Below are 13,097 nucleotides of genomic sequence, written 5' to 3' on the forward strand. Positions count from 1 at the left end.
CGTGCACGTATCCTATGCCGTGTGCTATTGGCTAGCGACGCGACAACGCTGACGCCACTCTCGCGTTTCGCGGCAGCCGATTTCTCGTCAACATAAGGCACTACAGCTATGAGCCTCGCCCGCCTGCGCAACGAAACCCTGACAAACCTGCCCTTCTACGAGGAGCGGGTCGACCTCGCCTGTGCGTTCCGCTGGACGGCGCGGCTGAACATGCACGAGGCGGTGGCCAATCATTTTTCGCTGGCCGTCAACGATGACGGTACGCAGTTCCTGATGAACCCCAACCAGGTGCATTTTTCGCGCGTCAAGGCGAGCGACCTGCTGCTGATCGACGCCAACGACCCGGAGACGATGAACCGGCCGGGCGCGCCGGACCCGACCGCCTGGGGCCTGCACGGCTCCGTGCATCGCAACGTGCCGCATGCGCGTTGTGTCATGCACGTGCATTCGATCCACGCGACCGTACTGGCCTCGCTGGTCGATTCGCTGCTGCCGCCGATCGACCAGAATTCGGCGATGTTCTTCAAGCGGCAGGTGGTGGACGAGAACTATGGCGGGCTGGCCTTCGAGGAGGAGGGCGAACGCTGCTCGAAACTGCTGGCCGACCCGAAGACGCAGATCATGATCATGGGCAACCATGGCATCCTGGTCATCGGCAATACCGTCGCCGAGGCCTTCAACCGCATGTTCTATTTCGAGCGCGCGGCCGAAACCTACATCAAGGCGCTGTGGACCGGACGGCCGCTGCGTACCCTGTCCGACGCGGTGGCCGAAAAGGTCGCCGACGAGATGGACGACTATCCCGGCCAGGCCGACCGGCACTTGTCCGAATTGAAGGCCATCCTCGACGAGGAAGAACCAGCCTACCGGAACTGAGGCCTATTTGAGCCCGAGATAGGCTCGGACGGCCTCGGCGCTCTCGGCGTTGAGCGCGCCGGCGGGGCCGGATTGCGGAGCCTCCGGCCAGAAGATGGTGCGCATGCCTGCGGCCAGGCCCGACGTCGCGCCCGGCCGGCTGTCCTCCATCACCACGCTGTCCGCCGGGTCGATGCCGGTCAGCCACGCTGCCCGGAGGTAAGGTTCCGGGTCGGGTTTGCCGTTGCGTACGTCGTTGCGGGAAACGGTGCGCATGCCGGCCTCATGGATGTCGAGCGCGCGCAAATTGGCGTCGACGATCAGCCGGTCGGAATTGGAGACGACACCCTGCACCACGCCGCGCGCCTTGAGATCGCGAAAAATCTCCAACGCGCCGGGACGCGGCTTCAACCGCGGCGCCTCGCGCAGGTAGTGCGCGTATTTGTGGACGATCCATTCCTCGAAGGGCAGGTCGAGGCCGAAATCATCGCGCAGCATCTCGTAGACCGGGTAGGCGGCGACGCCGAGCACGCGCTCGTGCAGGTCCGGCGGCGGCTTGATGCCGAGCCTTTGCAGCGCCACCACCAGCGCTTCCTCGTGCAACGGCTCGCTGTCAATCAGCGTGCCGTCCATGTCCCAGTAGACTGCCTTCGGTATCATCTTATCCCCGTGCTGGAAAACCGTCTTAAGATGTTTGCGACGGGAGATAAACCGTCCTTTATGGCGCAGGGCCGGTGAAGTGGCTCCGTACCGGGCAGTTGTTCGTCCTGTGAACAATTGCGCTTTACGCAAAAACTTGCAAAAGTCGCGCGCACGGCAAAGCCCGTTGAGTTTCAGGTCGGGACACGATCTACATCCGCACGGCCTCAGTCTCGGCGGGCCTTGGAGAGGGCCGAGGAAGGATAGGACATGGCTTCCCGCCAGGACAGCGGCAGCGGACGGCTCGACGACGCGGCGCGCGCCGGCTGGCTTTATTATGTCGCGGGCAATACCCAGGAGCAGATCGCGGCGAAGCTCGGGGTGTCGCGGCAGTCGGCGCAGCGGCTGGTGTCGCTGGCGATGACCGAGGGGTTGATTCGGGTCAGGGTGGACCATCCGATCGCCGCCTGCCTGGATCTGGCAGCGAAACTGAGGTCGCGATTCGCGCTCGACCTTGTCGAGGTGGTGCCGAGCAGCCCCGACTCGCAGTCGACGACGCTGGGCATAGCGGAGGCAGCCGCGGCGGAGATAGAGCGGCGCCTGCGCTCGGAGGAGCCGATCGTGATGGGCGTCGGCACCGGCCGGACGCTGAAGGCGGCGGCCGAGCAGTTGCCGGCGATGGACTGCCCGCAGCACAAGGTCGTGTCGCTGACCGGCAACATCGCGCCGGACGGCTCGGCCGCCTTCTACAACGTCATCTTCACCATGGCCGACCGCATCAAGGCGCGTTCGTTCCCGATGCCGCTGCCGGTCATCGCCTCCTCGGCGGAGGAGCGCGAGATGCTGCTCGGCCAGCCGATGATCCAGCCGACGCTGGCGCTGGCGGCACGCGCCGACGTCACCTTCGTCGGCATAGGCGACCTCGGGCCGAAGGCGCCGCTCTATGTCGATGGCTTCATCACCGAGGCGGAACTGAAGGCGCTGCAGAAGGCCGGCGCGGTGGGGGAGATCGTCGGCTGGGTGTTCGACCGAGACGGCAAGCTGATCGACGGCATCACCAACGACCGCGTCGCCTCGGCGCCACTGCCCTCGCGCGAGCGCTCGCTGGTGGTGGCGCTGGCGATGGGCGAGTTGAAGCTGCCGGGCATACTGGCCGCCGTCACGCGGCGACTGGTCAACGGGCTGATCACCGACGAGCGCACGGCGGCGGCGCTGCTGGCGGGCTGACCCGGCTCCGGCCTGCCGCGTGGGGCGCCTTTTGTCCGTAAATTGGCCTTATGACGCATGCGGCGTCATGTAGAGCCGCGTCAGCGCGGTGGTTTCCTGCGGATCCGCCGTTCTGGTGGCGCGGCGGGCCTCCAGTTGAGGCTCCTGCCCGTCCATCAGACCAACATCGCGGCGCATGTGCTCGGACAGAAGATTGGTATCGAGATAGCCGCTGCCGGTGGTTTCGGCGCGCGATTGCAGGCGCATCAGTGTCCGGGCGGTGTTGCGGATAGCGCGGGCGGCGGCGGTCACAAAAGAGCGTTGCATCTGAAAGTCTCCCGAAATCCGGTTCGTTTCCGATGCCGAATATGAGGTCTTCCAGACTTGCCGGCCAATCGAACGTGACCTAGCATACATAAGGAGGACTTATGTATGCCGATCGCCTTGTCGCCATTCGGTGCCATGCCGCCGCTTGCAGCGGTGCGCGCCTTCGAGTCGGCCGCCCGGCATCTGAGCTTCACCCGCGCCGCCGAGGAACTGGCGATGACGCAGGCGGCGGTCAGCTACCAGATCAAGGTTCTGGAGGAACGCGTCGGCTCGCCGCTATTCGTGCGCCAGGCGCGGCAGGTCGCCCTCACCGAAACAGGCCAGGTGCTGGCGAGGGCGGCCACGGATGCTTTCCGCATCTTGTCCGAGGGTTACGAGACCGCGCGGGGCGGCGGGCTTGCCACGCTGTCGATCAGCACCATACCGACCTTCGCCGCCAACTGGTTGGCGCTGCATCTCGGCTCCTTCCAGATCGCGCATCCGGGCATCGCGGTGCGGTTGGACACCTCCACGCGCACCGTCGACCTCGTGCAGGAAGGCTTCGATATCGGCATCCGCACCAGCGGAAGCGGCCAATGGCCGGGCTTGCGGTCGCATCATCTCTTGCGCGCCGATTTCACGCCGATGCTGAGCCCGGCACTCGCCGCGAGCATCGGCGGCCTGAAGGAACCGGCAGACATATTGAAGCTGCCGATCATCGGCCCCGGCGACCCGTGGTGGAGGATCTGGTTCGCCGCAGGCGGCGTGGACGCCGCCGCCAACCTGGCAGCGCGGCCCGACAACAAGCTCGGTTCGCAGGCTTTTGAGGGCCGGGCGGCGGTGGGAGGCTCCGGCGTCGCCATCCTGACCAAGGCGCTGTTTGCCGAGGAACTCGCGAATGGCAGCCTGATCCAGCCCTTCGACCTCGTCGGCGACGACGGCCACGCCTACTGGCTGGTCTACCAGGAGCAGCGCCGCAACACGCCGAAAATCCGGGCTTTTCGGGATTGGATATTGAAGGAGATCGGGGTCGCGACGGGTGGGACGTAGCGCCGGTAGAGGTTGCATGGGCTGGGTTTCTACACCGCCGGAGCACTTCGCCGACGGTACGGCATGGATCCTAGGGTCGCGCAGTTCGCTCCGCTCCTGCTTGCCCTAGATGACGAATGCATTGAGTTCCTTGGCTAATCGCCAGCATCTGCGGTTTGCATAATATTGGCCTCGGCGGTAGCGAAATGGCTGCATTCCGCATGCCCGCAAAAGCTGCAACGGAAATGCGTGAAGTCCGTAATTTATTTCAAAGACAATGACATATAGAAATGCCTCACCGAAAATGCGGCGATCGGCTTCACGGAATCGGGTTTTGGGGTGGGCCTGAGGCTCGTTTTGCCCCGTCAAACGACCTGCGCGTCTCGCGAAAAGGCGTCCCAAGCGGTTGATTTTGCACAATAACCGCGCCGGTAGTACATGCCGCCGCCAATCCAGGGTCTGCGTAAAGCCCGGAATATAGAGCGAAATCAATGCCTTGCCCGGACAATGCCGGCAGAAGGCCGCATCCGGCTTCAAATAGCGCCTGAGTTCCTTCGCGCGCACACGCCTCTTTCCCCTGCCGCGCCTGGTTCGTTCGGAGACCGTGCCGCGCTTCAATCAGGGGATCCGCGATCCGAAACACCGCCCCAGAAATCGCCGCCCGCATGTGTGGCGCAGCACCAATTGCCTCTTGACATTCATCACGAAGATTGAATAATTGCCCGTAGACAAGGCAAATGCTCACCTGGTCTGTTTGGGAGGATTGTTAGATGAATTTGAGAACGCTCATCCTGGGCGCGTCGGCGAGCCTGTTCGCCTTTGCCGCGCACGCCGAAGCGATCACCATTGCCACCGTCAACAACGGCGACATGGTGCGCATGCAGAAGCTGACCGACGACTTCACGGCCAAGAATCCGGACATCCAGCTCAACTGGGTGACGCTGGAGGAGAACGTGCTGCGCGAGCGCGTCACCACCGACATCGCCACCAAGGGTGGCCAGTACGACGTGATGACCATCGGCACCTATGAAGTGCCGATCTGGGCCAAGCAGAGCTGGCTGCTGCCGCTCGACAATCTGGGCGCCGACTACGACGCCGACGACATCATCCCGGCGATCCGCAACGGCCTGTCCGCCGACGGAAAGCTTTATGCCGCGCCATTCTACGGCGAGTCGTCCTTCATCATGTACCGCAAGGACCTGTTCGAGAAGTCGGGCCTGACCATGCCCGACGCGCCGACCTGGGAGTTCATCGGCGAGGCGGCCCGCAAGATCAAGGCCGACAATCCGGACGTCAACGGCATCTGCCTGCGCGGCAAGGCCGGGTGGGGCGAGAACATGGCCTTCCTGACCGCCACCGCCAATTCCTTCGGCGCGCGCTGGTTCGACGAGCAATGGAAGCCGCAGTTCGACCAGCCCGAATGGAAGAACACGCTCGACTTCTACGTCAAGCTGATGAACGACGCCGGCCCGCAGGGCGCCTCCTCGAACGGCTTCAACGAGAACCTAGCGCTGTTCCAGCAGGGCAAGTGCGGCATGTGGATCGACGCCACCGTCGCCGCCTCCTTCGTCTCCGATCCGAAGAACTCGACGGTTGCCGACAAGGTCGGCTACGCGCTGGCGCCGGACACCGGGCTGGGCAAGCGCGGCAACTGGCTGTGGGCCTGGTCGCTGGCCATCCCCGCCGGCACGCAGAAGGCGGAAGCCGCCCAGAAATTCGTGTCGTGGGCGACCGGCAAGGGTTATCTCGACCTCGTCGCCTCCAAGGAAGGCTGGGCCAACGTTCCTCCGGGCACCCGCACCTCGCTCTACAACAACCCCGAATACCAGAAGGCCGCGCCCTTCGCGAAGATGACGCTGGACTCCATCAACGCCGCCGACCCGACCAAGCCGACGGTGAAGCCGGTGCCCTACACCGGCGTGCAGTTCGTCGCCATCCCCGAATTCCAGGGTCTCGGCACCACGGTCGGCCAGCTTTTCTCGGCCGCGCTCGCGGGCCAGATGAGCGTCGACGACGCATTGAAGCAAGCCCAGGACGCGGCGAGCGCCGCGATGCAGGAGGGCGGCTACATCCAATAAGGCGCCTCCCAGTGCCTTGGCCGTCCGGGCAACCGGGCGGCCACCTTTCAACAGCCTTACCCTCCCCCTTGAGGGGAGGGTCGCGGAGAAACCGAGCGGCACGCGAGGTTTTGACGCGGGGTGGGGTTGGTGCGGAAGTGCTCGACGCAAAAAATGAGCATGGAGCGCTGCCGCACGTACCCCTCCCCGTCTCCCGAACTCCGCTTCGCTCCATTCGCTCGCCGACCCTCCCCTCAGGGGGGAGGGTGCCCCGTCCGCGAGGCCGCCTCGAATTCAGGGTGAGATCATGGCTACCAAGCAGACCAGTTCCCTCGCGCGCTTCATGCTGGCGCCGGCCGTCGTCCTGCTGTTAGTGTGGATGATCGTGCCGCTGGCCTTCACGCTGTGGTTCTCGTTCCAGCAGTACAACCCGCTGAACCCGATCCGCGACGGCTTCATCGGTTTCTCCAACTACCTGCTGTTCTTCAACAACCCGGCCTTCCTGTGGGCGATCCTCAACACACTGCTGATCGTCGCCAGCGTGCTGGTCATCACCATCATCGGCGGCATCCTGCTGGCGCTGCTGCTCGACCAGCCGATGTGGGGCCAGGGCATCGTACGCATCCTGGTGATCTCGCCCTTCTTCGTCATGCCGCCGGTGGCCGCACTTGTGTGGAAGAACATGATCATGCATCCGGGCTATGGCGTGTTCGCCGACATCGCCCGCTTCTTCGGCGCCCAGCCGATCGACTGGTTCGCCGACTTTCCGCTGTTTTCCATCATCCTGATCGTCGCCTGGCAGTGGCTGCCTTTCGCCACGCTGATCCTGCTCACCTCGCTGCAGTCGCTCGACGGCGAGCAGAAGGAGGCGGCCGAGATGGACGGCGCCGGCTTCCTGAGCCGCTTCATCTATCTGACGCTGCCGCATCTGTCGCGGGCGATCACCGTGGTGGTGCTGATCCAGACCATTTTCCTGCTCTCGGTCTATGCCGAGATCCTGGTGACCACCAATGGCGGCCCCGGCTACGCCTCCACCAACCTGCCCTTCCTCGTCTACCAGAAGGCGCTGCTGGAGTTCAAAATCGGCCAGGCCTCGGCCGGCGGCATCATCGCCGTCATCCTCGCCAACATTGTCGCCTTCTTCGCCATGCGCGCGGTCGGCAAGAACCTGGACAAGTGAGGGGCGGGAGATGATCGCCACCGCCCCCTCACCCGCCCTCCGCTTCGCTCGGGCGACCTCTCCCCGCTGGGGAGAGGAGGCTTGCGAAGTTCGCGCCTCCCTCTTCTCCCCAGCGGGGAGAAGGTGGCCCGAAGGGCCGGATGAGGGGGTGTTCGGCGATATCAATTCCAGCAAGGAGATCTGACATGGCACGCGCGGTGACCACGCAGCACAAGACGATCGTCACGGCGGCGGCCTGGATCGTCGCCCTGCTGATCTTCTTCCCGATCCTCTACACCATCATCACCTCGTTCAAGTCGGAGCAGGAGGCGATCCAGGGTTTTAACCTGATCCCGTCGGGCACCACCGAGAGCTACGCCGAGGTGCAGGCGCAGAGCGGCTATTTCCACTTCTTCCTGAACTCGGTGATCCTGTCGGTCGGCTCGACCATACTGGCGCTGATCATCGCCATACCGGCGGCATGGTCGATGGCGTTCTCGCCGACCAGGCGCACCAAGGACGTGCTGATGTGGATGCTGTCGACAAAAATGATGCCGGCGGTGGCGGTGCTGTTTCCCATCTACCTGATTTTCCGCGACACCGGCCTGCTCGACAGCCGCATCGGCCTGATGATCATGCTGATGCTGATCAACCTGCCGATCGTGGTGTGGATGCTCTACACCTATTTCCGCGAGATCCCGGGCGAGATTCTTGAAGCCGCGCGCATGGACGGCGCCTCGCTGTGGAACGAGATCATCTACGTGCTGACGCCGATGGCGGTGCCGGGCATCGCCTCGACGATGCTGCTGAACATCATCCTTGCCTGGAACGAGGCGTTCTGGACCATCCGGCTGACCACGACCGAGGCGGCGCCGCTGACCGCCTTCATCAGTTCGTTCTCCAGCCCGCAAGGCCTGTTCTGGGCAAAGCTGTCGGCGGCCTCGACGCTGGCGATCGCGCCGATCCTGATCATGGGCTGGTTTTCGCAGAAGCAGCTTGTGCGCGGGCTGACTTTCGGCGCGGTGAAATAGGGGCGCCAGTCCCTCCCCCTTGAGGGGAGGGTGGCGAGCGAAGCGAGCCGGGAGGGGTCCTGGCGGCCGAGCACTGCATCAACGACCCCACCCGGCCAACCGCCTGCGGCGGCTGTCCACCCTCCCCTCAAAGGGGGAGGGACCAAGGAGGAGACCATGGGCCAGATCGCTCTCAGGAACGTCAACAAGTCCTTCGGGGCGACGATCATTATTCCCAACATCAACCTCGACATCGAGGACGGCGAGTTCGTGGTCTTCGTCGGCCCTTCCGGCTGCGGAAAGTCCACGCTGCTGCGGCTGATCGCCGGGCTGGAGGACACGACTTCCGGCACGATCCAGATCGACGGGCGCGACGTGACCAACGAGGCGCCGGCAAAGCGCAAGCTGGCGATGGTGTTCCAGAGCTACGCGCTCTATCCGCACATGACGGTGGCGAAGAACATCGCCTTTCCGCTGAAGATGGCCGGTGAATCGCCCGAGGTGATCGACAGGAAGGTTAAGGACGCGGCGCGCGTCCTTAACCTCACCAACTATCTCGAACGCCGGCCCGGCCAGCTCTCCGGCGGCCAGCGCCAGCGCGTGGCGATCGGGCGCGCCATCGTGCGCCAGCCTTCCGCCTTCCTGTTCGACGAGCCGCTGTCGAATCTCGACGCGGCACTGCGCGGGACGATGCGGCTGGAGATTTCGGAGCTGCACAACCAGCTCAAGACCACCATGATCTACGTGACCCACGACCAGGTCGAGGCCATGACCATGGCCGACAAGATCGTGGTGCTGAACGCCGGCAATGTCGAGCAGGTGGGTTCGCCGCTGGAACTCTACAACCGGCCGAAGAACCTGTTCGTCGCTGGCTTCATCGGCTCGCCGAAGATGAACCTGATCGAAGGTGCGCCGGCCGCCAGGCATGGCGCCAGGACCATCGGCATCCGGCCGGAGCACCTCAACGCGTCGAAGGCGAGCGGCGAATGGAAGGCGAGGGTGGGCGTGGCCGAGCATCTCGGCTCCGACACGTTCCTGCATGTGCATGCCGACGGGGTCGGGCCGCTGACGGTGCGCGCCGGCGGCGAGATCGGGCTGGATCACGGCCAGGACGTTTACCTGACGCCCGACCTGTCGAAGCTGCACAGATTCGGCGACGACGGACAGGCAATGCTGGCGGCCTAGGCTGGAGGTCAACAACCTCTCGCAGGAGACGGGATTGGGTCGGCGCGCTGCCGCGCCGACCCCAGCCCGGCGCTGCGCGCCGACCACTCAAGGGGGGCGGCGCCACGGCGGCCGGCTAACAGAGCAAGGAAACCGTCGCCATGAGCGTCAGACTCTCCCTCGCCACGTTAAAGGACCTGCCGGAGAAGGTGGCGCGGCCGTCTTATGATCGCGCGGCGCTGTCGGCCGGCATCCTGCATTTCGGCGTCGGCAATTTTCATCGTTCGCACCAGGCGGTGTATCTCGACGCGCTGTTCGACCAGGGGCTCGACCACGACTGGGCGATCGTCGGCGCCGGCGTGTTCGACGGCGAGAAACGCGGCCGCGACGTGCTGAAGGCGCAGGACTGGCTGACCACGGTGGTGGAGCAGGACGCCGGCCACCGGCAGGCGCGGGTGACCGGCGCCATGGTGGATTTCCTGGTGCCGGGCGATGTTGGGGCGATCGTCGAAAGCCTGGCCGATCCGAAAATCCGCATCGTCTCGCTGACCATCACCGAGGGCGGCTATTTCATCGACGCGGCGACCGGACATTTCGACGCCGGCCATCCGGAGATCGTCGCCGACGCCCACGCCCCGGCCGCGCCGAAGACGGTGTTCGGCCTGATCCTTGCGGGGCTGAAGCGCCGGCGCGCCGAGGGCACGCCGCCCTTCACGGTGATGTCCTGTGACAACATCCCCCATAACGGCCATGTCACGAAAGACGCGCTTTGCGGGCTGGCGAGACTGTCGGACGCGCCCTTCGCCGGCTGGATCGAGGAAAATGTCGCCTTCCCGAACGGCATGGTCGACCGCATCACGCCGGCCACCACCGACCGCGAGCGCGCCATCCTGCGCGACGAATTCGGCATCGAGGACGGCTGGCCGGTGTTCTGCGAGCCGTTCACGCAATGGGTGCTGGAGGACGATTTTCCGCTCGGCCGGCCGGCGCTGGAGAAGGCCGGCGTGCAGTTCGTCGGCGACGTGTCACCGTTCGAACTGATGAAGATCCGCATACTCAATGGCGGCCACGCGACCATCGCCTATCCGGCCGGGCTGATGGACATCCATTTCGTCCACGAGGCGATGGAGAACGGCCTTGTGCGCGGTTTTCTGGCGAAGCTGGAGCGCGACGAGATCATCCCGACCGTGCCGCCGGTGCCGGGCGTCGTGCTGGAGGACTATTTTGCGCTGATCGACAAAAGGTTCTCCAATCCGAAGATCGGCGACACGGTGCGCCGGCTTTGCCTCGATGGGTCCAACCGCCAGCCGAAATTTATCATCCCGACCATAACCGACCGGCTGAAGGCCGGGCAGGGCGTGGCGGGGCTGGCGCTGGAATCGGCGCTGTGGTGCCGCTACTGCTTCGGCACCACCGAGAGCGGGCAGATCATCGAGCCCAACGATCCGAACTGGGATCGCCTGCAAGCCGCTTCCCGAGCCGCAAGGGACAATCCTGCCGCCTGGCTGGCGATGGAGGACATTTACGGCGCGGTGGGCAAGTCGGAGGTGTTTTCGCGCGAATTTTCAGCGGCGCTGAAGGCCCTGTGGGCGGATGGGACCGAGGCGGTGTTGCAGAGGTATGTGGGGTGACATGGCGCTCCCGGGCGGAGGGCGGAAATAAGGGGACAGTTTACTTAATTCCGGTAATTCCGGTCTTCCTCGCGGCATAGGCAGGAGCAGGCCCGGAATTGAGTAAACTGTCACCGGATTTCCGCTTCACGCTGGCGCTTTCGGCCAGCCTGACATAGCGTCGCCGGCCTGCGCAGCGGGAGGAATTTCATGGATCTCGGACTGAAGGACAAGGTGGCGGCGATCACCGGCGGCTCGATCGGCATCGGGCTCGGCGTGGCGGAGGCTTTTGCGCGCGAGGGCGCGCATCTGCTGCTCGCCGCGCGCCAGGGCGAAAGGCTAGCGGCCGAGGCCGGCCGCATCGCCGAGACCTATGGCGTCACCGCCGTGCCGGTGCCATGCGACGTTGCCACCGTCGAAGGTGCGGAGGAATTCGTCGCCGCGGCGCGCGAAAAGTTCGGTGGCGCCGACATACTCGTCAACAACGCCGGCACCGGCTCCAACGAAACGATCATGGAGGCCGCGGACGAGAAGTGGCAGGCCTATTGGGAACTGCATGTGATGGCAGCCGTACGGCTGGCGCGCGGTTTCGTGCCGATGATGAAGGTGCGCGGCGGCGGTGCGATCCTGCACAACGCCTCGATCTGCGCCGTGCAGCCGCTGTGGTACGAGCCGATCTACAACGTCACCAAGGCTGCGCTGCTGATGTTCTCGAAAAACCTCGCCAACGAGGTGATCAAGGACAATATCCGCGTCAACACCGTCAATCCCGGCCTGATCCTGACGCCCGACTGGGTGAACACGGCGAAAAAGCTGACGGCGGGTTCCGGCGGCGACTGGCAGGGTTATCTGCAGTCGGTGGCCGACGAGTTCGCTTCGATCAAGCGTTTCGGCACGGTGGAGGAACTGGCGAATTTTTTCGTGTTCCTGTGCTCTGAGCGGGCGAGCTATTCGGTCGGCGCGACATATTATGTCGACGGCGGCATGTTGAAGACGGTGTGATGGGAGGGGTTCGTTTGCTGTCTCGCCGCACCCCCCTCTGTCCTGCCGGACATCTCCCCCTCAAGGGGGGAGATTGGCACCTTCGTTCTTCTCGTCTGCTCGTTGAGGTTGGTGATTGGCCAAACCCAAGCGGCCGGCCAATCTCCCCCCTTGAGGGGGAGATGTCCGGTAGGACAGAGGGGGGTGCGGCGAGGTATGGCCCGTTCGGCCACCGATATTGCCTTCAAGGCAAGCACGCGTAATGCAGCCGCGCCTGATCATCTTCGACTGCGACGGGGTGCTGGTCGACAGTGAGCCGATCTCCATGTCGGTGCTGCTCGGCGTGATCGCCGGGGCGGGCGGCGCGGTGAGCGAGGAGGCCGCCTATCTGCGCTTTCTGGGCATGTCGATGGAAAGCGTGCGCGACATCCTCAGTGCCGATTTCGGTTTCGTCGTCACCGAGGAACACATCACGATTGCGCGCAGCGAGATGCGGCGGCGCTACGCCGAGGAACTGAAACCCATGCCCGGCATGAAGCAGGCGATCGGGCGGCTCGGCCTGCCCTGCTGCGTCGCCTCGTCGGGCACGTCGGAGCGCATCCGGCTGTCGCTGGCAACGACCGGGCTGCTGGAATTGCTGGAGCCGAACATATACAGTGCGGCCATGGTGGAGAGAGGCAAGCCGGCCCCCGACCTGTTCCTGCATGCGGCCCGCGAGATGGGCGCGCCGCCCGCCGCCTGCATCGTCGTCGAGGACAGTCCCGCCGGGGTTGCGGCAGCCCAAGCGGCGGGCATGCGCGTGTTCGGCTTCACCGGCGGCTCGCATGCCGGCAAGGCCGGATTGCGCGCGAAGCTGGCGGCGCTCGAGCCGGACCTGATTTTTGATGACATGGCGCTGCTGCCCGATCTCGTCGCGCGGTCCGGATCGCAGGCCAGGGCGGTATGAGTCCGGTGCCGGTGGTTTTGGCGTCCCTGCGGTCGTTGCGAGGGTCTCCGGCCCGGCGAGCGACGGTTGTTAGCCGGGAAACTTTTTGTTCCAGTCGATTCGCCTGCACTGGCGTCGCTAGCCGGACACCGGCAT

The 13,097-nt window shown here is 64.8% G+C and carries 13 protein-coding genes; 10 read left to right on the plus strand and 3 right to left on the minus strand.

What is annotated here, in order from left to right; all coding sequences use genetic code 11:
* The first annotated feature begins 108 nt into the window (after positions 1–108).
* On the plus strand, positions 109–876 hold the full coding sequence (locus RB623_RS17360) for a class II aldolase and adducin N-terminal domain-containing protein (protein ID WP_308058159.1): 768 nt from the start codon (positions 109–111) through the stop codon (positions 874–876).
* Between the two features lie 3 nt (positions 877–879).
* On the opposite strand, the gene RB623_RS17365 is transcribed toward RB623_RS17360, so the two are convergent.
* Positions 880–1,515 (minus strand): HAD family phosphatase, encoded by a 636-nt coding sequence (locus RB623_RS17365; RefSeq protein WP_308058160.1) that lies wholly within the window; start codon positions 1,513–1,515, stop codon positions 880–882.
* Positions 1,516–1,764: 249 nt separating this feature from the next.
* On the opposite strand from RB623_RS17365, the gene RB623_RS17370 reads away from it, so the two are divergent.
* Positions 1,765–2,721 carry a sugar-binding transcriptional regulator gene (locus RB623_RS17370; RefSeq protein ID WP_308058161.1) on the plus strand — a complete coding sequence of 319 codons (957 nt, stop codon included), beginning with the start codon at positions 1,765–1,767 and terminating at the stop codon, positions 2,719–2,721.
* A 48-nt stretch (positions 2,722–2,769) separates the two neighbouring features.
* Here RB623_RS17370 and RB623_RS17375 read toward each other — a convergent pair whose 3' ends face one another.
* Positions 2,770–3,027, minus strand: coding sequence for a hypothetical protein (locus RB623_RS17375; protein WP_308058162.1), 258 nt, complete (start codon positions 3,025–3,027; stop codon positions 2,770–2,772).
* 105 nt (positions 3,028–3,132) lie between these two features.
* Between RB623_RS17375 and RB623_RS17380 the strand changes: the two genes are divergently transcribed.
* Positions 3,133–4,056 (plus strand): LysR substrate-binding domain-containing protein, encoded by a 924-nt coding sequence (locus RB623_RS17380; RefSeq protein ID WP_308058163.1) that lies wholly within the window; start codon positions 3,133–3,135, stop codon positions 4,054–4,056.
* Positions 4,057–4,161: 105 nt separating this feature from the next.
* Here the strand turns inward: RB623_RS17380 and RB623_RS17385 are convergent, their stop codons facing one another.
* Entirely contained in the window at positions 4,162–4,599 is a 438-nt protein-coding gene (locus RB623_RS17385) for a hypothetical protein (RefSeq protein ID WP_308058164.1), read from the minus strand.
* 206 nt (positions 4,600–4,805) lie between these two features.
* On the opposite strand from RB623_RS17385, the gene RB623_RS17390 reads away from it, so the two are divergent.
* The 7 genes from RB623_RS17390 to RB623_RS17420 all read left to right on the plus strand — a co-directional run bounded on the left by RB623_RS17390 (position 4,806) and on the right by RB623_RS17420 (position 12,962).
* A complete protein-coding gene (locus tag RB623_RS17390; protein WP_308058165.1) occupies positions 4,806–6,113 on the plus strand; it encodes a sugar ABC transporter substrate-binding protein in 1,308 nt (435 codons plus the stop codon).
* Between the two features lie 286 nt (positions 6,114–6,399).
* Positions 6,400–7,272 carry a sugar ABC transporter permease gene (locus tag RB623_RS17395; protein WP_308058166.1) on the plus strand — a complete coding sequence of 291 codons (873 nt, stop codon included), beginning with the start codon at positions 6,400–6,402 and terminating at the stop codon, positions 7,270–7,272.
* Positions 7,273–7,457: 185 nt separating this feature from the next.
* The gene (locus tag RB623_RS17400) at positions 7,458–8,282 is read left to right on the plus strand and encodes a carbohydrate ABC transporter permease (RefSeq protein ID WP_308058167.1); all 825 of its coding nucleotides are present in this window, start codon (positions 7,458–7,460) and stop codon (positions 8,280–8,282) included.
* Positions 8,283–8,438: 156 nt separating this feature from the next.
* Complete coding sequence (locus tag RB623_RS17405; protein ID WP_308058168.1) at positions 8,439–9,446, plus strand: ABC transporter ATP-binding protein; 1,008 nt, start codon at positions 8,439–8,441, stop codon at positions 9,444–9,446.
* Between the two features lie 140 nt (positions 9,447–9,586).
* The gene (locus RB623_RS17410; RefSeq protein ID WP_308058169.1) at positions 9,587–11,056 is read left to right on the plus strand and encodes a mannitol dehydrogenase family protein; all 1,470 of its coding nucleotides are present in this window, start codon (positions 9,587–9,589) and stop codon (positions 11,054–11,056) included.
* A gap of 189 nt (positions 11,057–11,245) precedes the next feature.
* Positions 11,246–12,037 (plus strand): SDR family oxidoreductase, encoded by a 792-nt coding sequence (locus RB623_RS17415; protein ID WP_308058170.1) that lies wholly within the window; start codon positions 11,246–11,248, stop codon positions 12,035–12,037.
* 241 nt (positions 12,038–12,278) lie between these two features.
* Entirely contained in the window at positions 12,279–12,962 is a 684-nt protein-coding gene (locus RB623_RS17420; RefSeq protein ID WP_308058171.1) for an HAD-IA family hydrolase, read from the plus strand.
* The last annotated feature ends 135 nt before the right edge of the window (positions 12,963–13,097 follow it).

It is taken from the genome of Mesorhizobium sp. LHD-90 (assembly GCF_030929505.1).
Taxonomy (GTDB): domain Bacteria; phylum Pseudomonadota; class Alphaproteobacteria; order Rhizobiales; family Rhizobiaceae; genus Kumtagia.